At 68.0% G+C, this 24,501-nt stretch carries 27 protein-coding genes and 1 tRNA gene; 20 read left to right on the top strand and 8 right to left on the bottom strand.

Annotated features, from left to right (window positions below; all coding sequences use genetic code 11):
- On the bottom strand, window positions 1-194 hold a 194-nt coding region (locus tag AU194_RS32330), incomplete at its 3' end, for a hypothetical protein (RefSeq protein ID WP_197417753.1).
- An 89-nt stretch (window positions 195-283) separates the two neighbouring features.
- Between AU194_RS32330 and AU194_RS27010 the strand changes: the two genes are divergently transcribed.
- The 7 genes from AU194_RS27010 (at window position 284) to AU194_RS26980 (ending at window position 6,705) form a co-directional block, all read left to right on the top strand.
- Window positions 284-1,141, top strand: coding sequence for an alpha/beta fold hydrolase (locus AU194_RS27010; RefSeq protein WP_059092347.1), 858 nt, complete (start codon window positions 284-286; stop codon window positions 1,139-1,141).
- Between the two features lie 82 nt (window positions 1,142-1,223).
- Complete coding sequence (locus AU194_RS27005) at window positions 1,224-2,072, top strand: glycoside hydrolase family 26 protein (RefSeq protein ID WP_059092346.1); 849 nt, start codon at window positions 1,224-1,226, stop codon at window positions 2,070-2,072.
- Window positions 2,069-3,322, top strand: coding sequence for a PP2C family protein-serine/threonine phosphatase (locus AU194_RS27000; protein ID WP_059092345.1), 1,254 nt, complete (start codon window positions 2,069-2,071; stop codon window positions 3,320-3,322). The genes AU194_RS27005 and AU194_RS27000 overlap by 4 nt, the downstream gene beginning before the upstream one ends.
- An 8-nt stretch (window positions 3,323-3,330) precedes the next feature.
- Entirely contained in the window at window positions 3,331-5,295 is a 1,965-nt protein-coding gene (locus AU194_RS26995; RefSeq protein WP_197417754.1) for a glycosyltransferase, read from the top strand.
- Window positions 5,295-5,636 (top strand): STAS domain-containing protein, encoded by a 342-nt coding sequence (locus AU194_RS26990; protein ID WP_059092343.1) that lies wholly within the window; start codon window positions 5,295-5,297, stop codon window positions 5,634-5,636. Before AU194_RS26995 ends, AU194_RS26990 begins: the two co-directional genes overlap by 1 nt.
- Complete coding sequence (locus tag AU194_RS26985; protein ID WP_059092342.1) at window positions 5,623-6,036, top strand: ATP-binding protein; 414 nt, start codon at window positions 5,623-5,625, stop codon at window positions 6,034-6,036. Before AU194_RS26990 ends, AU194_RS26985 begins: the two co-directional genes overlap by 14 nt.
- Before the next feature lie 18 nt (window positions 6,037-6,054).
- Window positions 6,055-6,705, top strand: a complete 651-nt coding sequence (locus AU194_RS26980) for a TetR family transcriptional regulator (protein WP_082698865.1) — start codon at window positions 6,055-6,057, stop codon at window positions 6,703-6,705.
- On the opposite strand, the gene AU194_RS26975 is transcribed toward AU194_RS26980, so the two are convergent.
- Window positions 6,687-6,935, bottom strand: coding sequence for a hypothetical protein (locus AU194_RS26975; RefSeq protein WP_059092341.1), 249 nt, complete (start codon window positions 6,933-6,935; stop codon window positions 6,687-6,689). The genes AU194_RS26980 and AU194_RS26975 overlap by 19 nt on opposite strands.
- Before the next feature lie 305 nt (window positions 6,936-7,240).
- Here AU194_RS26975 and AU194_RS26970 point away from each other — a divergent pair, with 305 nt between their 5' ends.
- The 4 genes from AU194_RS26970 (at window position 7,241) to AU194_RS33090 (ending at window position 11,164) form a co-directional block, all read left to right on the top strand.
- On the top strand, window positions 7,241-9,298 hold the full coding sequence (locus AU194_RS26970; RefSeq protein WP_059092340.1) for a DUF4185 domain-containing protein: 2,058 nt from the start codon (window positions 7,241-7,243) through the stop codon (window positions 9,296-9,298).
- Between the two features lie 31 nt (window positions 9,299-9,329).
- Entirely contained in the window at window positions 9,330-9,791 is a 462-nt protein-coding gene (locus tag AU194_RS26965; RefSeq protein WP_059092339.1) for a hypothetical protein, read from the top strand.
- Window positions 9,792-9,898: 107 nt separating this feature from the next.
- Window positions 9,899-10,528, top strand: a complete 630-nt coding sequence (locus AU194_RS33095) for a hypothetical protein (protein ID WP_369804241.1) — start codon at window positions 9,899-9,901, stop codon at window positions 10,526-10,528.
- A gap of 12 nt (window positions 10,529-10,540) precedes the next feature.
- On the top strand, window positions 10,541-11,164 hold the full coding sequence (locus AU194_RS33090) for a hypothetical protein (protein ID WP_369804240.1): 624 nt from the start codon (window positions 10,541-10,543) through the stop codon (window positions 11,162-11,164).
- On the opposite strand, the gene AU194_RS26955 is transcribed toward AU194_RS33090, so the two are convergent.
- Window positions 11,133-11,372, bottom strand: coding sequence for a hypothetical protein (locus AU194_RS26955; RefSeq protein WP_157576556.1), 240 nt, complete (start codon window positions 11,370-11,372; stop codon window positions 11,133-11,135). The genes AU194_RS33090 and AU194_RS26955 overlap by 32 nt on opposite strands.
- Before the next feature lie 109 nt (window positions 11,373-11,481).
- On the opposite strand from AU194_RS26955, the gene AU194_RS26950 reads away from it, so the two are divergent.
- From AU194_RS26950 to AU194_RS26935, 4 genes are all read left to right on the top strand, one after another.
- Window positions 11,482-11,724 carry a hypothetical protein gene (locus tag AU194_RS26950; RefSeq protein WP_059092351.1) on the top strand — a complete coding sequence of 81 codons (243 nt, stop codon included), beginning with the start codon at window positions 11,482-11,484 and terminating at the stop codon, window positions 11,722-11,724.
- 124 nt (window positions 11,725-11,848) lie between these two features.
- A complete protein-coding gene (locus AU194_RS26945) occupies window positions 11,849-12,523 on the top strand; it encodes a hypothetical protein (RefSeq protein WP_059092337.1) in 675 nt (224 codons plus the stop codon).
- 231 nt (window positions 12,524-12,754) lie between these two features.
- Window positions 12,755-13,492 (top strand): PE-PPE domain-containing protein, encoded by a 738-nt coding sequence (locus AU194_RS26940; protein ID WP_231743597.1) that lies wholly within the window; start codon window positions 12,755-12,757, stop codon window positions 13,490-13,492.
- Window positions 13,493-13,552: 60 nt separating this feature from the next.
- On the top strand, window positions 13,553-14,416 hold the full coding sequence (locus AU194_RS26935; RefSeq protein ID WP_059092350.1) for a family 16 glycosylhydrolase: 864 nt from the start codon (window positions 13,553-13,555) through the stop codon (window positions 14,414-14,416).
- Between the two features lie 46 nt (window positions 14,417-14,462).
- Here AU194_RS26935 and AU194_RS31470 read toward each other — a convergent pair whose 3' ends face one another.
- From AU194_RS31470 to AU194_RS26920, 3 genes are all read right to left on the bottom strand, one after another.
- Window positions 14,463-14,831, bottom strand: a complete 369-nt coding sequence (locus AU194_RS31470; RefSeq protein WP_082698864.1) for a hypothetical protein — start codon at window positions 14,829-14,831, stop codon at window positions 14,463-14,465.
- Between the two features lie 59 nt (window positions 14,832-14,890).
- A complete protein-coding gene (locus tag AU194_RS26925; protein ID WP_059092334.1) occupies window positions 14,891-16,135 on the bottom strand; it encodes a glycosyltransferase 87 family protein in 1,245 nt (414 codons plus the stop codon).
- Window positions 16,136-16,234: 99 nt separating this feature from the next.
- The gene (locus AU194_RS26920; protein ID WP_059092333.1) at window positions 16,235-17,581 is read right to left on the bottom strand and encodes a lipase family protein; all 1,347 of its coding nucleotides are present in this window, start codon (window positions 17,579-17,581) and stop codon (window positions 16,235-16,237) included.
- Between the two features lie 243 nt (window positions 17,582-17,824).
- Here AU194_RS26920 and AU194_RS26915 point away from each other — a divergent pair, with 243 nt between their 5' ends.
- Window positions 17,825-19,225, top strand: coding sequence for an NAD-dependent epimerase/dehydratase family protein (locus AU194_RS26915; RefSeq protein WP_059092332.1), 1,401 nt, complete (start codon window positions 17,825-17,827; stop codon window positions 19,223-19,225).
- Window positions 19,226-19,267: 42 nt separating this feature from the next.
- Window positions 19,268-20,089 (top strand): SDR family oxidoreductase, encoded by an 822-nt coding sequence (locus AU194_RS26910; protein WP_231743596.1) that lies wholly within the window; start codon window positions 19,268-19,270, stop codon window positions 20,087-20,089.
- Window positions 20,090-20,135: 46 nt separating this feature from the next.
- On the opposite strand, the gene AU194_RS26905 is transcribed toward AU194_RS26910, so the two are convergent.
- Window positions 20,136-20,780 carry a TMEM175 family protein gene (locus AU194_RS26905; RefSeq protein ID WP_059092330.1) on the bottom strand — a complete coding sequence of 215 codons (645 nt, stop codon included), beginning with the start codon at window positions 20,778-20,780 and terminating at the stop codon, window positions 20,136-20,138.
- 162 nt (window positions 20,781-20,942) lie between these two features.
- Between AU194_RS26905 and AU194_RS26900 the strand changes: the two genes are divergently transcribed.
- Window positions 20,943-22,358: a GH1 family beta-glucosidase gene (locus AU194_RS26900; RefSeq protein WP_059092349.1), complete on the top strand. Its 1,416-nt coding sequence runs from the start codon at window positions 20,943-20,945 to the stop codon at window positions 22,356-22,358.
- 36 nt (window positions 22,359-22,394) lie between these two features.
- On the opposite strand, the gene AU194_RS26895 is transcribed toward AU194_RS26900, so the two are convergent.
- Window positions 22,395-22,468: transfer RNA gene (locus AU194_RS26895), tRNA-Gly, on the bottom strand.
- A 56-nt stretch (window positions 22,469-22,524) separates the two neighbouring features.
- Here AU194_RS26895 and dcd point away from each other — a divergent pair.
- Together dcd and AU194_RS26885 are read left to right on the top strand one after the other, a co-directional pair.
- Entirely contained in the window at window positions 22,525-23,097 is a 573-nt protein-coding gene (dcd, locus tag AU194_RS26890; protein WP_059092329.1) for a dCTP deaminase, read from the top strand.
- A 255-nt stretch (window positions 23,098-23,352) separates the two neighbouring features.
- The coding region (locus tag AU194_RS26885; RefSeq protein WP_197417752.1) for a hypothetical protein at window positions 23,353-24,501 on the top strand (1,149 nt) is incomplete at its 3' end.

Below are 24,501 nucleotides of genomic sequence, written 5' to 3'. Positions count from 1 at the left end.
ACCACGACCACCACGACCCCGTCGACGACGACGGCCACGACCACGCCACCCACCACGACGCAGCCGACGACGACGCAGCCGACCACCACCCAGGTGCCCACGACCACGCAGGCACCGACGACCACCAACCCGGTGACCACGACGTACGTGACCGTGCCGTTCGTGCCGGTCCCGATTCCGATCCCGGTTCCCAACAACTGACGGCGGTGACGCCGGTCACCCCCGCGTTTCCGTGATCGGCGAGCGGTAACCCATCGAGGTGACCGCTACGGAAGAGGTGTCGATGAGTGACATCCGATACGTCGAACTACATGGCGAGCGCGTCGCCTACCGGGATGCCGGCAGCGGTGAGGTCATCCTGCTGATCCACGGGATGGCCGGCTGCTCGGACACCTGGAGGGCACTGCTGCCCCGGCTGGCCGAGAACCACCGGGTGATCGCCCCGGACCTGCTCGGACACGGCAGGTCCGCCAAGCCACGCGGCGACTATTCGCTCGGCGCCTTCGCCGCCGGACTGCGCGACCTGCTCGACGAGTTGGGCATCAGCCGCGTCACTGTCGTCGGTCAGTCCCTCGGGGGCGGGGTCGCCATGCAGTTCCTCTACCAGCATCCGGAGTACTGCAGGCGGCTGATCCTGATCAGCAGTGGCGGCCTCGGGCCGGATGTGGGATGGATCCTGAGGCTGCTGGCGGCGCCGGGCGCCGAGTTCCTGCTGCCGGTCATCGCCCCCAAGGCGGTGGTCACCCTCGGCAACCGGCTGCGGCCCGTGCTGGGGGCGATCGGCTTCGGTTCGCCGACGGCGGAGCAGACGTGGCAGTCCTACAGTTCGCTGGCCGATCCGCCCACGCGGGCGGCGTTCCAGCGCACGCTGAGATCGGTGGTCGACTACCGCGGTCAGTCGGTCAGCGCGCTGAGCCGTCTGGGCGTCCACCCCGAGGTGCCCGCGCTGGTGATCTGGGGTGACCGGGATCCGATCATCCCCGTCACCCACGCCTACTCAGTGCAGGCGGCCAGGCCCGGAAGCAGGCTGAAGGTGATGCCCGGTCTCGGGCACTACCCCCACGTCGAGGCGGCCGAGGAGGTCGCCGACGCGATGGCGGAGTTCTTCCTCGAGACGCAGGCCCCCGTCCTGAACAACTGACGGCGGCGCCCGCGTTTGCCCGACACGGCGTCACAGCTTTGCTTAAGGTGACTGCGGGGTCGGGTAGATCAACGGGGTGGGCATGGATGGGTGTTTGCGCCTGGGGCTGAGCACGCCCGGCGGGGCATGCGGTCTGGATGAGGTCGCGGCGACCGCGGCAACCGTCGACCGACAGGTCGGCCTGATCCTGTGGTACGTGGATTTCGCGGCGTCACCGCCCGTCCGCGGGGTGGCTGCGGTGGCCGCCGCCGGAGCCACCCCGGTGATCACCTGGGAGCCGTGGTTCTGGCGCACCGACGTCGACCAGGTCGACGGGGCACTGCTCGCCGAGATCGCCGACGGACGCCACGACGACCTCCTCACGGCGTGGGCGGCCGCGCTCGCCCAGTGCGGGACACCGGTACTGCTGCGCTTCGCCCATGAGTTCAACGGCGACTGGTATCCGTGGACACCGGCGCGCGGCACCCCGCCGCAGACCTACGTCGCGGCCTGGCGGCACGCGCACGACCTGTTCCGGCGTGTGGGTGCGACGAACGTGCAGTGGATGTGGTCGCCGGATGCGGAGTCGGAGCCGCCGGCGCCCTGGTACCCGGGTGACGACTGCGTCGACGTCGTGGGGATCGACGGCTACAACTGGGGAACCACACGGCCGTGGAGTCGGTGGACGGCACCCGTCGAGATCTTCGAACCCGCCCTCACCGCGGTGCGCGCGCTGACCGACCGCCCCGTGATACTCGCCGAGGTGGGCTGCGCCGAGCACGGCGGCAGCAAGCCCGACTGGATCAGCGACCTCGTCGCGTGGGCGGCCGCGCAACCCGATGTCGGCGCGGTCATCTGGTTCGACCACGACAAGGAGACCGACTGGCGGATCGCGAGCACCCCGGCGGCGGCCGCGGCGATGGCGCGCGCACTGCGGGCGGTGGCGGCATGAGCGCGGAGACGACCACAGCGCCGGCGGTGTCGCCCTACGCGCTGCCACCGGAGATCGAGGACGAACGCGTCCGGTCGCTGGCCCAGCTGCACGTACTCGACACCCCGCCGGAGGTACGGTTCGCCCGGATCACGCGGATGGCGCGCACTGTCTTCGGCATCCCGATGGCGGCGGTGGCGTTGGTCGACCGGGACCGGCAGTGGTTCAAACAGGTCGACGGCCTCGACATCGGAACCAGCATTCCGCGCGAGAAGACGATCTGCCAGGCGACCGTCGCCCGCAGCTACGAAAACCCCGACAGCCCCGCGCTCATCGTCGAGGATGCCGCGGCCCGACCGGAATTCGCGATGGTGCCGGGCATCGGCGAACCGGGCGGCATCCGGTTCTACGCCGGCTATCCGCTGTACGGGCCCGGCGGGCACGCGGTGGGCACCTTCTGCATCTACGACACCGAACCCCGCGCGCTGAGCGACGCGGAGCTGACGACGTTCACCGAACTGGCGTCCTGGGCGCAACGCGAACTCGAACAGACCGACGACATCGAACGCGCCGCCGAGGTACAGCGGCACCTGCTGCCCCGCCCGCTCGGCGACCTACCCGGCTACTCGGTGTGCGCGATGTGCCTGCCCGCCTACGCCGTCGGCGGCGACTTCTACGACCACTACCGCATCGACGGCGGGGCGGTGTTCACCGTCGCCGACGTGATGGGCAAGGGGCTGGGCGCGGCGATCCTCGCCGCCAGCGTGCGTTCGGCGCTGCGCGGCGCCTCCCGCGCCGTGCAGCAGGTCACCACCCCGCTGCGGCCCGACCACGTCGTCAACTCCGTCGCCCTCCAGTTGGCGGAGGATTTCGGCAGCACCGACACCTTCGTCACGCTGTTCCACTGCCACCTCGACAGCGCGACCGGCACGGTGCGCTACGTCGACGCCGGGCACGGGTTCGCGGTCGTGGTCCGCGCCGACGGTCGCGTCGACGGGCTCGACAGCGCCGACATCCCACTCGGCGTACTCCCCGGCGCCACTTGGGATTACGGCGAGGTGGTGCTCGGTGAGGGCGACACGCTCATCGTGGCGTCCGACGGTGTGCTCGACCTCATCGGCGACGACAGCGATGTGCGCCCGGCCCTGCACTTCGTCGCCCGCCACGCCGAACCGGCCGAGCTGTGTGCGCGCGCCAGGGCGCTGGTCGCCGAGAAGTCGCCGCTGGACGACGTCACCCTCGTGGCGGTGCGCCGGGAGTCGGCCGCGTGAGCCACCAGATGCCCGACGCCCCCGTGGGCAGATACCCGTCGCCGTGGCTGCGGCTGCTGATCCTGTGCACCGCGCTGCTGGGCGTCAACTACGTCATCTGGCGGTGGTTCGAATCGATCAACTGGGCGGCCTGGTGGATCGCGGTGCCGTTGGTCATCGCCGAGACCTACAGCGTCATCGACTCCCTACTGTTCGGGATGACGATGTGGAAGATGTTGCGCCGCAACACCCCTCCACCGCCACCCGAGGACGCCACCGTCGACGTCTTCATCACCACCTACAACGAACCGATCGAGATGGTGCTCGAGACCGCCGAGGCCGCCCAGCGGATCCGGTTCCCGCACTCGACGTGGATCCTCGACGACGGCGACCGTCACGAACTGGCCGCGGCGGCTGCCGAACGGGGGATCGGTTACATCACCCGATCGTCGCACTGGACGCCCGACAAACCGCGACATGCCAAGGCGGGCAACCTGAACAACGCACTGTTCGAGACCGACGGCGAGTTCATCCTGGTGCTCGACGCCGATCAGGTGCCCGACCCGGCCATCCTCGACAACACGCTCGGTTACTTCCGCGACCCGTACATGGCGTTGGTGCAGACCCCGCAGTACTTCCACAACGTGCCGTTCAGCGATCCGCTGGGCAGTCAGGCGCCGCTGTTCTACGGCCCGATCCAGCAGGGCAAGGACGGCTGGAACGCCGCCTATTTCTGCGGGTCGAACGCCGTGCTGCGCCGGGAAGCGTTGATGCAGCTGGGCATTCGCGGTTACGTCCGCGCAGTCGAGGAAGGTGTCCGGCGCACCCTGTACGCATCTCGCAAGATGGTCAGGACTGCGCGCCGGCAACCGGGCGCCGACCAACCCGAGGTGCAGCAGGCCCTCGACGCCGTCCTGCAGGCGGTGCGCGACGCCCGCCGACAGCTGCGGGAGAAACGTGCGCTGGCCGACATCACCTACGAATTCCAGCAGCGTGTCGACGAGGCGGCCCGCACGGTTGTCGAGTCCGACGTCACCGCCATGCGCGCGGATCTCGAAGTGATCGCCGCCCTGAGTGAGCATCCCGAGAACACCGCCACCACGGTGGTTTTCGACGACGAGGCGCTGGAGTCGCTGGCCGGCAGGCAGTGGTCGCCGCTCGGGGCGATCGAATCGGTGTCGGCGATGATCCGCGCGGTCGACGTGGGCCGCGACGACGAGGCGCAACCGATGCTGCCGATGGCGACGATCTCGGTCACCGAGGACATGGCGACCTGTATGCGGTTGCACGCCCTGGGCTGGAAGTCGGCCTACCACCACGAGGTCCTCGCGCGCGGGCTCGCTCCCGACGATGTGCGGACGATGATGACCCAACGGCTGCGCTGGGCGCAGGGCACCGTCCAGGTCATGCTGCGGGAGAATCCGTTCGTCCAGAAGGGGCTCTCGATCGGCCAGAAGCTCATGTACTGGGCGACGATGTACAGCTATCTGGCCGGGTTCGCCGCGTTGGCCTACATCGCCGCGCCGGCGATCTACCTGATCTTCGGGATCATGCCCGTCACCGCTTACAGCTGGGACTTCTTCGGCAGGCTCATCCCGTTCCTGCTGCTCAATCAGCTGATGTTCATCATCATCAGCCACGGCACGCCCACGTGGCGGGGCCAGCAGTACAGCCTCGCGCTGTTCCCGGTGTGGATCAGGGCCTGCTACACGGCCTTTCTCAACGTGGTGTTCGGCCGGCCGCTGGGCTTCGCGGTCACCCCCAAGACCCGTCAGGAGGCGACCGCGATCCCGTGGCATCTGGTGAAATGGCAGCTGGTGGCCATCGCCCTGCTGGTGGTCGCCTCGATCATCGGCATCGTGCAGCTGTACTTCGGCGCGATCTCGGTCCTGGGTGTCGGCGTCAACCTCTTCTGGGTGCTGTTCGACCTGTTGATCCTGAGCGTGGTGTTCCAGGCGGTGCGGTACCGCGGACACGAGGACGAAGGAGCGTGATGAGTAGTTATCCGACGCGTACGACGGATTCCGGTGCCGTGGTGATCCGGCCGGACGGCCGCTTGAACATGGTGGCCGCGCCCGCGTTGCGCAAACAGATCCACGAGGTCGTCGACGGCGGGACCGCCCGGGTTGTCGTCGATCTCGGCGGCACCGAGTTCATCGACTCGTCGGGTCTGGGGGCATTGATCTCGGGTTTGAAGGTGGCCCGGCAGGCCGGTGGTGACCTGCGGATCGCCGCACCCACCCGGCAGGTGACCACGGTGCTCGAGCTGACCAACCTCAACCGCGTGCTGCGCACGTACGACTCGGCCGACGGCGCATTCGATGACGACGCATGACGCCCCGGTGGTCCTCGACACCACCACCGGCCCCGACACGCTTGACGCCGTTCAGCGCACGCTCGACCGGCTGTGGGCGCAGCACGACGTCGACGAATTGGTGCGTATCCACGTCGATCTGGCCGCGGGCGAGATCGCGGCCAACATCGTGGAGCACTCCGGCGACGGCAGGCCGGTGCGGCTGCGCATGGAGGTGATCCTCGACGCCGACACCGTGCGGACGACGTTCTTCGACGACGGGCACCCCTCGCCGATCGACCTCACCGACGTCGGTATGCCCGACGACCTGTCCGAGCGCGGCCGGGGTCTGGCCATCGCGCACCGCGTGCTCGACGAGTTGTCCTACCGGCGTGACCGCGACGGCAACCACTGGACGCTGGTCAGAAGCCGGACACCGTGAGTCTGCAAGAATCGAGCGATGTCAGTGCCCGGTAAGCCGGCGGGGTTGCGCGAGCGCAAGAAGCTCAAGACCCGCGAGACGATCCGGCGTGAGGCATTGCGCCTGATCAAGGCGCAGGGCTACCACAACACGACCGTCGAGCAGATCGCCGCCGCGGCCGAGGTCTCCCCGCGGACGTTCTCGCGGTACTTCCCGGTCAAGGAAGCCGTCCTGCCGTCCGACGATCACATCGCCCCGATCATCGAGGCGTTCGTCGCCGCCCCCGCCCACCTGCCGCCCATCGAGGCCTACCGGTACGCGGTGGTGACCACGTTCAATGCGTTGACCGACGAGCAGCGTGAGGACGCGATCTTCGGGCAGCGGCTGATGTACGCGATCCCCGAGGCGCGGGGGCTGCTCTACACCGAGTACGTCCGGCTGATCGATCTGATCGCCGAGGGGCTGGCGAAGCGTCCGGACGCCCCGGCCACCCCGGACGAGCGACGCGTGCTCGCCGGGGCGATGGTCGGGGTGTTGATCGCGGCATCGCACAACACCCCGCTGCCGGGGAATCCGATCTCGCACTCCCTCCACGTACTGGACGGAATGCTCAAGGAGGGGACAAATCAAAAGAAGGGGCACCCGTTCGGGCGCCCCTCCTCTGTTCCGGGTCAGCGGACGTCGACGTAGACCACCCGGTCGTCGTTGTCGTACCGCACCGAGACGATCTTCGACTCGTCGAGCGGCTTGACCGCGCCGTGGTGGTTGACGCTGACCGCGTAGCCGCGGTCGTCGAGGGAGTTGATGACATCCTGGGCGTTGCCGGGGCCGGCGGGTGCGGCCTGCGCGGGGCCAGCGAGCCCTAAGAAGGCCGCGGCCAGTCCGCTGGCGATGATCGAGGCGAATCCGAGCTTCTTCATGTCCGTCTTCTTTCTTTCCCTCTGGTTCCGGACCTTTGCCGTTCCGGTATGCACTGGTAAACCAGCAGGTCAGGGGTTTAATTCCGGTGGCAGGAATTGATCGGCGGCTGGCAGGAATTCGCTTTGCGGACAGGTCGGACGGAGGTGCCCCCCTTGGCGATCTCGACCCTGTTGGTCGTTTCGCGAAGATTCTTTGCCGAAATCGCATCGCCGTGGCGAGTTCGCGCCTATCTTCAGTGAACCGTCGACGGTGACGCCGGTGGGGACGAGATGGCGTCGGGGGATGCATCTGCAAGGGGAGAGCAATGGATGCTTCGGCGTACATAGGGCGTGTCGGCGGCCTGGCAGTGGCGTTGGGGGTGGGCGCCGCGGTGATGGTCGGGGCCCCGGGGATCGCGTACGCCGAACCCGGGACCGAGGAGTCCTCCCAGGCGCCGCCCGACAACGATCCCAAAGCCGAGGCACCGCAGGAGGATTCGGAGCCGCAGGACGCGGACGAAGCCGATGAGGACGGCCTCGACGAATCCGCCGAACCGGTCGAGGATGACCTCGAGTCCGAAGAGCCCGTCGAGGAGCCCACCGAAGAGCCCGTCGGGTCCGAGGAAGAGCCCGCGGAAGAACCCGAAGAGCCCGCGGAAGAACCCGAAGAGCCCCAGACGCTGCGGCGCGACACCCGGGAGCGCACCGACGGCGTGGAGATCATCGAAAAGCGCACGGAACCAGAGGAAAACGATCCGGTCGAGCCGGCTGAGGACACCCTGCGTACCCTCACGGTCGAGAAGCTCGACGAGCCACCTGTGACGGTCACCCCGGACGTCGAGATCGAACCGGTCGTGCAGAAGGTCGTGCCCGAGACGGTCGAAACGGTCACGGCGCTGACCGCTCCTCCCGTCGTACGCAAAGCGGTGCCGGTGATCAACCGGCTGCTCAACGCGTTCGGGCTCGGCGGCCTGCGCAACCTGCCCTCGCTGCCCAGCCCGGCCTGGGCGCTCAGCGCGCTGCTCGCGCTCGGATCGCGCCGGGAGGTCGAGCAGTCGGTGGCGACCACCAAGTCGGTTTCCACCACCACCAAGACGGCCGTCGCCCTGGCTGCTGCGGCGGCGCCCTACGATCCGGCCAAGGACTACAAGGTGACCCCGGTTACCGTGAGTGGCAACACTGTTCGCATCGCCAACGTCACCGGCCCCGGTGGCCTCAACGACACCATGGCCCGCTTCGGGATCGGCGGCACCGATCTGGGCATCATGTGGGACAACGGTGTCAAGGACGACCCGACCACGGCCGTCAACGAACACCAGGTGCTCATCGCCTTCGGCGACACCTTCAGCAACCGCACCCCCGTGCGCACCGGCATCTGGCGGATGAACACCCTGTTCCGCAGCACCGATACCGTGCTGTCCAACGGTATGTACATCCCCGACGGCATCGTGCACGACCCCGGGATGTACAGCGGGTCACCGATGACCAACCCGAACTTCTCGCGGGAGATCATCGGCAACTACCACTACGGCATCGGCACCGAGGTGACGATGATCCCGACCGCGGCGATCTCGGTGCCCGGTGCCGGGAAGAACGGCGCCACACGGCAATACATCAACTACATGGCCGTGAAGTCGTGGGACAGCCCCGGTAAGTGGACCACCAACTACTCGGCGATCGCGTACTCCGACGACAACGGCCAGAACTGGACCGTGGTGCCGCAGTCGTCGGTGCGGCCCGCCGCGGCGGGCCGGACCACGCTGCCGTTCGTCAATGGGGACCAGAACTTCCAGCAGGGCGCCTACGTCCGCAAGTACACCGTCGACCCCACCACCGGTAAGCCTCTGAAAGACGCTGCGGGACGGGAGATCACCGACGGGTACATCTACGCCTACGGCACCCCGTCCGGCCGCACCGGCACCGCGTACCTGTCCCGGGTCGCCGAGGCCGACATCCTCGACAAGACGAAATACCAGTACTGGAACGGAACTTCGTGGACACCGGGTAACCCGGCCGCGGCCAAGCCGATCCTGCCGGGCACGACCACGTCGAGCTTCTTCGGGCTGGTCAAGACCACCACGTATCCGACGGTGAGCGAGATGTCGGTGCAGTACAACAGCTACGAGAAGAAGTACATCATGTTGTACGGCGACAACAAGAACAACATCGTGATGCGCAAGGCCGATTCGCCCGAGGGGCCGTGGTCGGCGCCGGTCACGCTGGTCACCTCGTCGCAGATGCCCGGGTTGTACGCGCCGATGATCCACCCGTGGTCGTCGACGGAGAACCTCAGCGCCGCCGAACAGCAGTACCTGTACTGGAATCTGTCGACGTGGGACGACTACCAGGTCAAGCTCATGCGCACCGATCTGACGAAGGTGTAGCGCCGCGACCGTCGCGGACGACAATCCGGATATGAAGCGAATCCCGCTCGCCGTTCTTGCCGTCAGCGCCGCCGGCGTCGGGTTGTCCGCCGTCGCGGCCGCGGCGCCCGAACCGGGTGCGTCGTGCACCCCCGCCGTGGACCGGGCCTTGGCACAGACGGTCGACGACGCCGTCGTGGAGTGCGTCGCGGGCCGGTGGCAGAGCTACACCGGGCCGTATCCGTCGAGTGACCGCTGGTACTCGGGCGGCGACGGCCTCGACCTGCACGGGCAGGGCATGCGCAACCCCGAGGTGTTGTCGGGCCCGTGGACCGGGGTCCCGCAGGACCCGTCGACGCAGTGCCGCGCCGAGCAGACCGCCGTCGTCAGCGCCGGGCAGGTGGGGGAACCGCAGATCGCCGAGGGGGCGCCCGGCCAGCCGCTGCACTTCGAGGTGCTGCCGGTGATGTTCTCGATCCACCTGAGCGGCGACTGTCTGTGGGTGGCGGGCTGACCCGCTGATCAGCAGGGTCGCACCGATTCACTCTGGGAGCGAACTTGAACCGCGCCCGCGCAGCGGTATGGTCAGTCCGGATTGTGCAACCGGAGCGGGAAAGATCTGTGGACTTAGTACTCGGTGTGTCGGTGACCTCGGCCGCGCTTCGCTTCGTGCTCGTGGAGGGCGCGACCGGCGACGGCGCGACCGTCGACAGCGGAACGCTCGCCATGCCGGTAACCGGGGAGAGCGTCGACGCGCTGGTCAACGCCGTACTCGGCGAGGGCCCGTACGCCGCAGCCCCCGGGCAGCGGCCCGTCACCGTCGGCGTCACCTGGACCGACGCCGGTGCGGACCAGGCCACCGGCCTGCTGACTGCGCTGACCGCCCGGGGTGTGCAGAACGTCGTCGCGCTGTCTCCCGCGGAATCCGCCGCCGCGCTGGCCGCGGGCCTCGGTGACCTCGCCGCGCAGACCGACGTCACGTTGTGCGTCGTCGAACCCGACGCCGCACTCGTGGCAGTCGTCACCGCCGACACCGTGCACGTCGACCACCACCCCGCAGACGGCGCCGCAGCCCTCGCCGACCGGGTGCGCGAGACCGACAGCCACCCCGAGACGGTCTACGTGCTCGGCTCCGGCCCAGACGTCGACGCCGTGGTCGCCGCGCTCACCGGACAGATGGCCGCCCCGGTGGTGTCGGCCGCCGAAGCCGACCTCGCGCTGGCGCGCGGCGCGGCGCTGGCCGCCGCGTAGGGTGTCGTCGGCGTGCCTGCCCCGCTCGCCTTGGCCGCAGCGGCCGCCGATGCGCCGAAGTCATGGTTGACCTGGCGGATCCCCGCGCTCACCTCGGTGCTGGCCGCGGCCGTGATCACGTTCGTGGTCTCGCTGTCGGTGGCACTCGGCCTCGAACTGACCCCGCAGCTGCGCTCCGACGACGCCGCGACCCGCCAGGTGGCGAGCACCGCGGATCAGATGAAGGCCGCCGTCGACGCGCCCGCGCCGAAGGCGCCGAAGCCGGCCGCCCCGCCGCCACCACCCCCGGAGGCGCCGCCGGCGCCCGCACCCGAGGTGTCGCCCGTCGTCGACGTCCCCGAAGCCCCGGCGCCGCAGCCGGAGGTCGCCCCGGTGATCGAGCCGGTGTACGACGCACCCGAGGTCGCCCCGGCACCTGCGCCCGAGCCGGTTTACGTGCCGCCGGCCCCGCCGGTGTACGTGCCGCCCGCCCCGGCGCCGCCGGCCTATGTGCCCCCGGCACCCGTCGCGCCGGCGTACACGCAGCCGCAGCCCGGCTACGTCCCCCCGGTGGCTCCGCAGCAGCCGCGGCTGCGTGACCGGATCATCGAGCGCATTCCGATCATCAATCGGTTCCACCAGCCGCAGTATCCGTAGACCGGCGGTCCCGCCGCCGCAGCACGATGCCTGCGGCCGCGCAGCCCAGCGCGATCACCAGCGCGACCGAGGCGATCGTCAGGCCCGCCTGACCTGCGGAGGACTCGACGCCGAACAGTCGTGCGCGGCCCCAGGTGACCCACCCGATCACGACGGCTTTCACGATCAGGATCACCGAGACGATGCTCAGCGCAGTGGCAGGCCTCATGCATCCGAGGGTAGGCACTGATAACGCCGGGAAGCGTCGCGCCGATATACACACCGGGGGTCGTGACCGAGTTCCAATCCATTCGCGCGTGAGCGCAGGAAAGGACCAGATGAATTTCACGAAGATCGGACTGACCGCCACCGTCGCGGGCGCCATGGGCGCCGCCGCGCTCGGCCTGGGCGCCGGAACCGCGCAGGCTGACCACAACGACTGGTGGGAGCCGCACATCCCGTACGTCGACGTCCACATCCCACCCGGGCATGTCGGGCACATCGTCCACGTGCCGCCGGGTCAGCTCAAGAAGTGGATCCCGGGTCCGGACGTCCCGCCGGGGCACTGGGGCCGCTGGTAACAACCCGATCGATGGCCGTCTCGCCACATGGCGAGGCGGCCATCGTCGTCTCTTGACCCCTGCTTCGTCACCGTTCCGTGACCTCCCCGTGACATAACGCGAGTTATTTCGTAGAGTGCCTGACGTGGGTAGGCATTCGAAGCCCAGCGAGCCGCGGCGGATCTCGTCCTCATCCCTGGTGTTGGCGTTGCTCGCCGCGCCCGCAGCTGTGGTGCTCGCCGCCGGCGCTGACACGCACCGACCTGCGGAAACCGCCGCTGCGCCCGCGCCAACGCCCCTCCCGCCGCCGGAACCGCTGCCCTATGACGTCGAGGTCGTGGCCTCAGGGGCGCTCGGCGGCCCCGCGGAGCTGAAGACCGCGTCGACCGAGACGGTCTCGGTCGCCAACTGGAAGGTCGCCGACCGTAGCTCGTACCGGGTGCTGCCTGCCGGCAAGGCGCCGGAACAAGGGCTGCAGGTCAAGACGATTCTCGCCGCACGCAACATCAGCGTGGTGTTCCCGGAGATCCAGCAGATCGGCGGCGTGCGCTCCGATGCGCTGCGGTGGCATCCCAACGGGCTCGCGCTCGACGTGATGATCCCGAATCCGGGCAGCGCCGAGGGCATCGCGCTCGGCAACCAGATCGTTGCGTACGTGCTCAAGAACGCCGAGCGGTTCGGCATCCAGGACGCGATCTGGCGCGGCGTCTATTACACGCCCGCGGGTCCGCGTGGCTCGGCCAGCGGGCACTACGACCACGTCCACATCACCACGACCGGCGGGGGATATCCGACCGGTTCGGAGACCTATTACCGCTGACGCCTGATCTAATAGAGCGTCAATATCTCGCGGCGCTCTTTCGTGCGTCATTTCGGTCTCTTTCCCTTTCATCGGTATTCACGCAGGTATACAGACTCCGTCGCCGCAAATCGCGAGGGGAGTCGGGAAATGTCGAAGTCCAAATGCGCGGGTCTTTCCGCATTCATGCTTTTGGTGGGAATGATGGGCGCTCCGGCCGCGAATGCCGCACCGGGACCGGGTGGAGCGACGGTGCTCACCCTGGCGCCGGCATTCAACGAGATGAAGCCGAACTGGCTGCGCGGTGAGCTGTTCGCCGCGCCGAATGTGACGGTGAAGGTCCCGTACACAAACATCCCCAGTGCGACCAACACCCATCGGGGCGCCGACAAACTCGACGAGATGCTGCATTCGACCCCGGGCCGGAAGATCGTGGCCGGTCACAGCCAGGGTGCGCAGGTCGCCGATGACTGGTTGCGGCGCTACGGGCCGACAAGCGACGTCGACCCGGCGACGGTGATGTTCGTGCTCACCGGTGATCTGGAGAGCAAGTACAACGGGTGCGCGAACATCCCGGGAAGCGGTTGCGTCGCCGCCTACGGCGGTAACAACTTTCCCGACGACACGCGCTATACGGTCAAGGTGATCGCCCGGCAGTACGACTATTTCGCCGATTGCCCCAACGATCTGTCGAATGACACCGCGAAGAGAAATCGCAACGCCTCTCAATTGGTGGGCGGCAAAAACGAGCTGAATAGCGTGCACACGAATTACAGCAACATCGGGCTGAACGATCCGGGCAACAAGACTTTCGCCGAAGGGAATGCCACGTACATCCTCGGCGCGCCTGCGACGTATTTCCTGCCGGTGGTGACGCAGAAGTGGACGTCGAACGAATCGAAGGTGGTCGAGGACGCTCAGCTGCATCCGATCGTGGAATCGGCGTACACCCGGCCCATGGGTGCGCCGCCCACGCCTAAGACGGCTTGAGCCCGGCGATTGGTCCCCGAATTCGTGGTCGTTCCGTCTACGGTTTGAGGCGTGCCAAGCATCGATCGTCGCCGCGCCATGTTCATGTTCGGAGTTGGAGTGGCCGCCGCCGCGCTGCCGCTTGCGAAAGCCGGCGCCCAGCCGGTGATCGGCGATGTGCCGCCGGGGCCGCTGCCCGGGCCGGGCGCCCCGACGGCCGCACAGCCCGGACTGCTGTTCGCCGACGAGTTCAACGGGCCGGCCGGTGCGCCGCCCGATCCCGCGGCGTGGTTCATCGTGCCGGCACGTGAGACCATCCGGAACCCCGTCGAGTGGGACAAGCCGTACAACATGGGCCGTTACGTCACCGACCAGGAGCACGTGTTCCAGGACGGGGCGGGAAACCTCGTCATCCGCGCGACGCGTGGCCCCGGCGCGAACATCCAGGAGAAGTACGCCAGCGCGAAGATCATCGGGAACTGGCGCGGCGGTGTCGGGACGACGTGGGAAGCGCGGATCAAGCTCAACTGCCTGACCGACGGCGCGTGGCCGGCGTTCTGGTTGATCAACGACAACCCCGTGCGCGGTGGGGAAGTGGACCTCGTCGAGTGGTACGGCAACCGGGACTGGCCGTCGGGCACGACGGTGCACGCGCGGTTGGACGGGACGCAGTTCCAGACCCACAAGCATCCGGTCGACGGGGACTGGCACACCTGGCGCATGACCTGGAAGCCGGAAGGCATGTACTTCTGGAAGGACTACCAGCCCGGGATGGAGCCGTTCTTCACGGTGCTCGCGAACTCGTTGCCGGAGTGGCCGTTCAACGATCCTGGATACACGATGGCGCCGGTGTTCAACATCGCCGTCGGCGGGTCGGGCGGGCGCGAGCCGGCCGGCGGGAACTACCCGGCGGAGATGCTGGTCGACTGGATCCGGGTGTTCTAGGGGACGAACCCATGTCGAACTACGGTCCGCCGGATGACCGCGCCTACTACTCCGACCCGCCAGGGGGCCGCGGCGGTCCACCTCCGCAGGAGGGTGTTCCGTGGTACCGCACCTCGGCGGCGATGTTCGTCGCCGGGGTGCTGGCCACGCTGCTCCTGGTATTGCTGGTGTGGGCCGTGTTCGGATCCGGTTCGAACGACGAACCCGGGACTCCGGCAACCCCGCTCACCCCGATCACTCCGACGATGACGACGGCACCGGGGACCACGCACACCGAGACCGAGACGGTGACGATCACCGAGACCAGCACACCGTCGCCGACGACGACCGCGACCACGACGGTCGAGCCCAGCACGTCGACCAGCGTCGTCACCAGCACGACCACCAGCACCACGACCAGCACGACGACCAGCACGACGACGGTGACCGTGACCGCCCCGCCACCGGCGCCCTAGCAGTGGCCGTTGCCCGCGGCTACACCGGCTGGTGATCGGTCAGAGCGGGCAGGTGCTCGCTGTCGGTCGCCGACCGCTGTCGTGCCCGCCACATCACGTACACGCCGTACACCAGTACGCCGCACAGCGCGAAAAGGTAAGCGCCCGGGAGCAATTGATCCCACAATCCCGGATGGCGCAGCGACATCAAACCGGCCTGTGGGGGATCGCTTGGGGACGCGACGAACCACCCACCGAAAGCGGCCGCCAGCGTCCACAGGGCCGTCGTCGCCGCGCGAGAGTGGTGGACGTAAGCGCGGACGCCGAGGTGGACGAGAAGCGGTGCGAACCACACCCAGTGGTGGCTCCAGCTGAAGGGTGACGCCGCGGCGGAGGCCATCCCCGCGATGGCAATACCCAGAAGCAGTTGACCGCGACGCCACGCCACGGCGGCAATCGCGAGCGCCGCGATCGCGAACACGGCGGCGGCGACGGTGGTCCATGGTGCGGCCCAACCGAATCGCTCGAGGAGTCCGGTCAGGCTGGTGTTGGCGAGCGGATCGCTGGAGATCCGCCCGACCTCGCGGAAGTACCCCTCCAGCCAGAACTCCTTCGAATCGGCGGGCAACAGGACGAATCCGACGGCGATGGTCGAGATGAAGGTCGAGGCGGCGACGAGCGCCTCGCGGCGTCGCCCAGTCGCGAACAGGAACACGATGAACACCGCGGGAGTCAGTTTGATCCCGGCGGCGATCCCGATGCCGATGCCCGTCCACCTGCGGGACGGTGGTGCCAGCAGGTCCGCGACGACCAGCGCCATGATGACGAGGTTGACCTGGCCGAGTTGCAGGGAGAGCCGGACCGGCTCCAGCCAGACGACCAGGGCCATCAGAAGCGCCGTCAACGCCCAGAGCCCGGTCGTCACCCCGGCGGTGCGGAGCATCCGGTGCACGAGGTACCCCACGCAGGCGACGTTCACCAGCAGACCGAGTGCGAGGACGCCGGGCTGGCCCAACCCGATCAGCGGGAGGAAGCACAGCGCGGAGAACGGGGTGTACACGAACAGCATGGTGTCCGGATCGCCGGTGAGTCCGATCGAGTAGAGGTCTTGGCCATCCCACGCGCGCTGGGCCCCGAACCGGTACACCATGAGGTCGACCTGGCCGAGCAGGCTGGGCCACCACAGATAGGCGGCGAGGTACAGCGTGAACGCCACGAGTAGGACGACCGGCCCCGCGATGCGCACCTTTCGAGAGACGGCGCCCGAGGTGACCTGATCCTGCACGGTGCGGCGACTCCTCCCCTGGCGTCCCGTCCTCGTCGGGCTGATGTCGGTGCGCGAGGGTAGCGGGTCAACCTTGGAAGTGCCCCGGCGTGGAGTCCGTCAATCGCCGTCGCGGGCGTCCGTCGTCGACAGTGGTCGATGTGCGATGGGGCGCCCGAGGACGACCTTGGCCGTGATGACGCCCAACTTGGCCATGCCCAGATAGGTCGACGGGTTGAACAGCGTCGGCCACACCGTGCGGGTCTTGTGCTCGCCGACCGGTCGGTCGGTGAATCGGTCCCGCAGCCACCGCAGCGTCATGGGCGCCGACAGCGGGTGCAACAGCAGATGACCGCAGAACCCGTCGCGGTGGTAGGTGACCGTTGCGCCGATGCGTTTGTACTCGGCCACCAGGGCATCGATGTCGTCGACGCTGATGATCCCGTCGTGCACCGCCTGGACGACCAGCACCGGCGGCTTGGGTGTGGACTTGCCGAGCGTGGTCTCGTCGAAGATGTGGCGCACTTCGGGCAGGTCCCACAGCTCGTCGGCCGTCATGTCGACGTAGGACCCGATGTCGACGTGGCGGAACCGCCACACCGCCTGGGCCGTGGACATCGTCTGCAACTCGTCGAGCAACGCCTTGCCTTCGTCGGTCGCATGGTGGTCGACGACGTTCTGCGCGCCGGGGAAGACCTGGGTGAGCGCGGAGATCATCAGCGCGGCGAGGCCGGCGAAGAAGCTGCCGTTGAGGCGGCGGGCCACACTCCCACAGTCGCCGACGGGGGAGCCGAGGACGGCGCCGACGATATTGAGCTCCGGGGTGTAGCGCTCGCACAGTTCGGCCGCCCACGCCGACGCCAAACCTCCGCCGGAGTATCCCCACACGCCGACGGGCGCATCGGGCGACAGCGCCAGGCGCTCGCAGCGCATCGCGGCGCGCAGCCCGTCCAGGATCCGGTAGCCGGGTTCGACGGGGGCGCCCCACATGCCGTGACAGCCCTCGTGGTCGGGGACGCACACCGCCCAGCCCTCGGCGAGTGCCGCGGTCACCAGTAGGTATTCGGCCTGGACGAACGCGCCGACCGGTCCCGCGCCGCGTCGCAGGGCGAACGAGGGGAAGCAGCGGGACGCGACGGCGTCGATCGCGCACTGATACGACAGCACCGGGCAATCGGCGTCGTGCTGCGCCGGGAGCAGCACGGTCGTCACGGCGACTTCCGGTTGTTCGTGCAGATTCGTGGTCCGGTAGAGCAGCTGGGTGGCTCTCACGTCCTGGCTGATGAGACCGAGGAAACCGATCTCCACGTCGCGCGATCGCAGCACGGTACCCGGTTCCGCGTGCTCATACCCCTCCGGCGCCCGGTAGAACGGGTCGTCGTCGGGTGGGATCGGGCGTTCGTTGCGGCGCAGTGTCTCGTGCGGCGCGCTCGCGTTCATGACCGGCGTTGCGGATTGACTGTCCATCGGTGTGCGCCCCTCGGTATATCGCTGACGGCGCACACCCACGCCGTTAGGGCCATTCAGTACCCGCGGTACCGGATTGTCAACCCCCCGAGGGGAACCATTAGGGGCGCCGTCGGTGACGAGTCTTCGATGGGTGCGGCGATGACTCGTGGAGCCGATGACGGGAATGCACCTCATTCACGAAGAGCCGGTTTGGCCGCCCGCCTCAGGGGTAAGCCGCAGGACCCGACAGGAACGGACGTCATGACAGCTGGGCCTTCGCGGGTGGTGGTGACCGGCGCGTCCGGCAACGTCGGAACCGGCGTCCTGCGCGCGCTCGCCTCGCACCTGCCCGACACCGAGATCGTCGGCGTCTGCCGGCGACCTCCCACCCACGGTCAGCCCTACGAACACGTTCGATGGCACGCCGTCGACCTGGCCGCCCCGAGCGCTGTCACCGACCTGGGCGCTGCCCTGGCAGGGGCGGACGTCGTCATCCACCTGGCACTGGCCGTCCAGCCGGTGCGCGACGAGGACCACCTGTACCGGGCGAACGTCGTTGGCGCACAAGCGTTGCTGAAAGCCATGACTGCGGCCGGGGTGAGGCAGCTGGTGTACGCATCCAGTCTGGGCATCTACGCGCCCGGATCGGGAGCGCCGGTTGCCGAGGACTGGCCCACCACCGGCCAGGCCACCTCGATCTACAGCAGGCACAAGGTGATGGTGGAGCAGATCCTCGATGAGTTCGAGCGCGAGCAACCCGAGGTGACGGTCTCGCGGTTCCGCCCGACCGTCGTGGTGCAGCGGGAGGCGGCATGGCTCATCAAATCGCTGTACCTGGGTCCGCTGGTGCCGAGGTCTGCACTGGATCTGCTGCGTCGCCGCGAACTTCCCGTGCTTCCGCTGCCGGGACCGCTGAGACTGCAGTTCGTACACGCCGATGACGTCGGCGATGCGGTGGTCCGGCTGGTGACGCAGCGAACCCGCGGATCGTTCAACATCGCGGCCGACGTGCTGGACACCGCCGCGCTCGCCGCGCTCGTCGGCGCACGTCCGGTCAGCGTTCCCCCTCGGGCGGTGCGGGCCCTCATTGCTGCGTTGAGCGCACTGCGCATCGTCGCCCTGACACCGGGGTGGTACGACGTGGCATTCAAGACACCGCTGATGGACACATCCAAGGCTCGGCAGACGCTGGGCTGGGCGCCGGAGTGGTCCTCGACCGACAGCGCGCGGGAGTTGATCGAAGGTCTGGCCGACGGGGCCGTTGGCACCAGCGCCGCGATGGGTTGGCAACTGCGGCCACGAAGGGATGTCCGCGGCGTGGTTGATCGCGCGCATGACGTCACGCTGCTGCTGTGGGGCATGTTGGCTGTCGTGCGGGCGGTCGGCGCGCGTCGTGCACGGGTTGTGGACGCGGTGGTCGTGGCGTCGAACCTGGTCGCCGGCACACCGATGGCGCTGGACCGGGTACTGGAGAGGCGCGCGGACCCGGTGGCGCTGCTGGCTCCGGTTGCGGTGGTTGCTGCGCTGGGCGCCACCCGGCGCGGTGGCTGGCTCGCGGTGGCGGCCACCGGTGCCCTTCAGGTACTGCGCATGTCCGAACGCAATCAACGAAAGACGAGATTGGTTGCTAGTCCGGAGTTTTCGGGCCGGCCCCGGGGGTAACGCCTCACAATGAGTGATAGTCGGACAGCGTCCCAAGTCGTCGTGGTGACAGGGGCCTCCAGCGGTATCGGCGAGGAGACCGCGCTTCGCTACGCGGAGCGAGGGGCGCGTCTGGTGCTGGCGGCGCGCAAGGAGGACGCGTTGCAACGGGTCGCCGACGACTGCCGTAGGGCCGGCGCCGAGGCGGTGTTGGTCCAGACGACCGATATCGCCGACGCCGGCGAGGTCGAGGAGTTGTTCGGTCTGGCTGCTCGCCGCTTCGGCGGGATCGACATCGTGGTGCAGTCGGCGGCGACCACGGCGTTCGGCCGGTTCGAAGCCGTGCCTGTCGAGGTCTTCGACAACATCATCCAGACGAATCTGATCGGATCCGCCAATGTGGCACGGTGTGCTCTGCAGTGTTTCCACGAGACCGGACATGGGCACCTGGTGCTGATCGGATCCCTGCTAGGAACCGCGGCGGTCCCTTACCAATCTGCATATGTGGCAAGCAAATTCGCGCTCAACGGTTTGGTCCGCGCCCTGCGTCAGGAGAATCGCGACCTGCCCGGGGTCAGGGTCCACGGCGTCTACCCGGGGCCGGTCGACACCCCCGTCTACGGCACCGCAAGCAACTACTACGGCCGCACCCCGCGGGTGCCGCCCACCGCGGTCTCGCCCTCGACCGTCGTATCGGCGATCCTGAGCGCCACCGATCGTCAGCGCTCCAGTGAGCGCCAGGTGGGGTGGGCCAACCTGCCCGCGATCGCGATGTACCGGCTGTTGCCGTCCGTCTACGACGCTCTGGTCGGACCCTTCCTGCGCGCCGTTGCCTTCACGGACCAGTCGACGGAGCCGACCGAGGGCAACGTGTTCGCGCGCTGAGACGCTCAGTGGAGCGGTGGTTCGTCGTCAGCGGATGGGCCCGACGTCATGAGCGGGATCCCCGGCGACTGATCGCGCGCACCGGCAGGATGATGTACACGGCAATCGCGAGGTAGCCGAGCACGGCGAGCAGGGGTAGGAAAAACCCCACCACGATCATCGCGACGTAGCCGGCCATGCCCGGCACGAGCTGTCTGCTCAGCATTGTCACTTCGGCGTCAGGCGCATCGGTACGTATCAGGCGCTCGCGAACGGCGTAGCGCCACAGGGTGTTCAGCAGAGAAGAGGCCAGCAGCAGATTCAGACCGTAGACGGTCGTTGCGACCCGCTCGGCGTCGTGCACGTGGATGTGCTCAGCCACGAGGCCGGTCGGAAAGGGCAGAAACGACACAACCATGAGCAACAGCAGATTCAGTCGGATCAGAGCGGCCGTGGCGTTCTCGAGGTATTCCGTGATGAGCGCATGTTTGATCCACACCGCGCCGATGGTCGAGAAGCTGATCAGGTAGGCCACGTACGACGGCCATTGATCAGCCAACGCCGCGAGCAGATCGTCCTCCGTGCCCGCCTCGACACCGATCTCGAGAACAAGCAGCGTGATGGCGATCGCGAATACCCCGTCGCTGAACGCCTCCATCCGGGTGGTTCGAAAGGCCGGCCGTCCGCCCGCCTCGGGTCCCTCGTCGGTCATGACCGGTTCTGCTCTCTTCACAAGAACGACCATGGAGTATTGCGAGCTTAATCAATCGACGCGACCTATCGGGCGGAACACAGTTGAGCTGACTCTGCAGTCCTAGATCACGCCTTCACGAACGTCACCCGCGGTGCGATGATGGCTGGAGGGAGGTATCCGATGCCTGGAGCGCACACGGACTCGCCGGAGTCGGCCAGCCGCCGCTTCCCAGACGGATTCCATTGGGGCACAGCCACAGCGGCCTTCCAGATCGAGGGTGCGTGGGACGAAGACGGCAAAGGCCCGTCGATCTGGGACACCTTCGGCCATGCCGGCAAAATCAGGGACGGCTCCACCGGCGATGTGGCCGTCGACCACTATCACCGGTACAAGGAAGACGTCCAGTTGATGAAGGCGATCGGGGCGACGGCATACCGGTTCTCCATCTCGTGGCCTCGAATCTTCCCCGACGGGGCTGGCCAGCCGAACTCGAAGGGACTCGACTTCTATCGCCGTCTGGTCGACGAGCTGCTCGCGAACGGCATCGAGCCGTTCGCGACGCTGTATCACTGGGACCTACCCCAGGCGCTGCAGGACAGGGGCGGGTGGCAGTCGCGCGACACCGCCCAGGCCTTCGGCGATTACGCCGGGTACGTCACGGCGCAGCTCAGCGACCGCGTGCGACATTTCTTCACCATCAACGAGTTCTCCAGCTTCGTAGAGCTGGGGTATGGGTCAGGCATGCTCGCTCCCGGCCTGCGGCTGCCGCCCGCTGGGGTCAACCAGGTCCGTCACCATGCGGTGCTGGGACACGGTCTGGCCGTTCAGGCCATTCGCGCTCAGGCCCGCGCGGGCACTCAGGTCGGGCCGGCAGAGCAGATCATCGGCACTGCTCCCATCATCGAGACGCCCGAGAACATTCGGGCAGCCGCGGACGCGTTGCGTGAGCTCAATGCGGGCTACATGACCGTGATGATGGAGGGCCGTTACGCCGACGCGTTCCTCGCCGGGCACGGCGCCGACGCCCCGAAGTTCACCTCCGAGGACCTTCAAATCATCGGTAGCCCGGTCGACTTCATCGGCACCAACATCTACATGGTCCACGCCTTCGTTCAGGCCTCCGACTCGGCGCCGGGTTACGAAGTGGTCGCCGGAAGCTTCATGGTGCCTCCGCCGGCGCGCCCCTATCAGCCGACGCATGCCCGCGCCCAGTACCCGAACTCAGAGGTCGCGTTGATGCTGAGTCCTGAGTCGATGTATTGGGGGCCGCGTCTGCTGGTTGACGTCTGGAACGCGGACAAGATCTTCGTAACCGAAAACGGCATGCCGACGACCGCCGAGGAGGACGCCGACGGGGTCGACACGAACCGCATCGTATGGCTTCGGGCGTTCCTGACGCAGTTGCAGCGGGCGACCGCCGACGGCGTGCCCGTGCGCGGCTACTTCCACTGGAGTCTGATGGACAACCTCGAATGGGGCGCCGGCATGCAGCCCAAGTTCGGGCTTCATCGCGTCGACCCCGCCACGCAAGCGCGGATACCGAAGCTCAGCGCTGAGTGGTTCCGCGAGGTGGCGCGGCGCAATGCGGTCGTGTGAGTCGCACAGCCCGAGAGGCATATCGCTGCGCACGTTTGGAGCCGATGACGGGAATCGAACCCGCGTATTCAGCTTGGGAAGCTGATGTTCTGCCATTGAACTACATCGGCACTGCCAGCTCACGCCGGTGATCACGGAGATTATCAGAAGCCGATACTCTCGTCGGGTGCTGCTCTCCGATCGCGACATCCGGGCCGAGATCAACGCCGGACGGCTGGCCCTCGATCCGTTCGACGACAGCCTCGTGCAGCCGTCCAGCATCGACGTCCGCCTCGACACGCTGTTTCGCGTCTTCAACAACACGCGCTACACCCACATCGACCCGGCCGAGCAGCAGGACGACCTGACCAGCCTCGTCGAGCCCAAGCCCGGTGAACCGTTCGTCCTGCACCCCGGCGAGTTCGTCCTCGGCTCGACGCTCGAACTGTGCACGCTGCCCGACGACCTCGCCGGCCGCCTGGAAGGCAAGTCCTCCCTTGGGCGCCTCGGCCTGCTCACCCACTCGACGGCCGGCTTCATCGACCCCGGCTTCAGCGGCCACATCACCCTCGAGCTGTCCAACGTCGCCAACCTGCCGATCACGCTGTGGCCCGGCATGAAGATCGGCCAGCTGTGCTTGTTGCGCCTGACCAGCCCCGCCGAACACCCCTACGGCAGCGCCAAGGTCGGCTCGAAGTATCAGGGTCAGCGCGGCCCGACACCCTCGAGGTCGTACCAGAATTTCATCAAGTCGAGTTGACCCTGAGCTGACGGCGCGGACGTGCGAGAACGCGCCGCCGTGGGCGCAGAGTCAACAGGGTGGAATTCGAACTGACACGCGCCCGTTGTCGTAGTCACGAGTAGGGTTTCCGGTACGGGGAAACGAGCGCGACCAGCTAACGCGTCGGCTGTAACGTCCGTGCCGGTGACGTCGATGAAGTAACCAGTTGCCGGCTCGTTCGGTTCGAGCGTGCCGCGATCGAATAATCGATATAGCAAACTTTTGGAGGGCTTGGTGGACATCGTACTTGGTGTCTCGATGACACCGACGACGGTCCGCATGGTGCTGGTCGAAGGCGAGAAGGCCGACGGCGTGACCGTCGACCACGACGTCTTCGACATCAACGCCGTCGACGGTTCAGCAACCTCGAATGCGGCCGACCAGGTCGTCGCTGCGGTGCTCGGGACACAGGAGAGCGCACTCACCGGCGGACACCACCTGAAATCGATCGGCGTCGCCTGGAGCGATCACACGTCTGCGGCCGCCCTGCGCGACACGCTGACCGCCCGCGGCATCGAAGACGTCATGCTCGTCTCCGAGGGGCATGCCGCCGCTTCGCTCGCCCAGGCAGTCGGCCGCGCCGTCGGTTACGCCACCACGGCCCTGTTCTTCATCGACCGCGACACCGCCACCCTGTCGGTCGTCCAGACCGACGACGGGTCGGTCACCAAGGTGCTCAGCCGTGACCTGCACGGCACCGACGCGATGGCCACGCTCACCGAGATGGCCGCCGCCGTCGACGCCCAGGACACACCGCCGCAGGGCATGTTCGTCGTCGGCTCCGGCGTCGACGTCACCGAGGTCAAGGCCCACCTCGAACGCCTGCTCTCGCTGCCGATCAACGCGCCGGAGGAACCCGAACTCGCGCTGGCCCGCGGCGCGGCGCTGGCGTCGGCGCACGCGCCCGCCTTCGAGGCGTCGACCGTCGGCCTGGCGTACTCGCAGGATCCCGACGACGGCACCACCGCGGGCAACGGCTACGCCGCGTTCGGCGCCGCGGCCACCCAGATGGCGCCCGTCAGCAGCGATGCCGCCATCCCGCCGGTGGTGTTCTCGGGCCTCGAGACGCCGGTCGAGAGCGAGGAGCGCAAGCCGTTCCTCCTGGTCGGCAGCGCACTGGCGTCGATCTTCGTGGTCGGCGTCGTGGCCCTGGTCATCTCGCTGGCCGTCAACATCCGGCCCACCGCCGACCAACGGCCGAGCCCCGCCGAAGCCGCCATCGTGCCCAGCGCCCAGGCGCCGCGGCCCACCGCACCGGCACCCGCACAGGAGGCCCAACCGGTCGTCGCGCCGCCCGCACCACCCGCCGAGACCATCAAGGCCCCGGTCCCTGTCGTGCAGGAGGCGCCGGCCGCGCCGGCGCCGCGCAAGGTCTACGTGGAG

Origin of the sequence: Mycobacterium sp. GA-2829 (genome assembly GCF_001499965.1) — a bacterium.
GTDB lineage: Bacteria > Actinomycetota > Actinomycetes > Mycobacteriales > Mycobacteriaceae > Mycobacterium.
The sequence above is the reverse complement of the archived record's forward strand: the minus strand, read 5'-3'. Positions and strand labels throughout refer to the sequence as shown.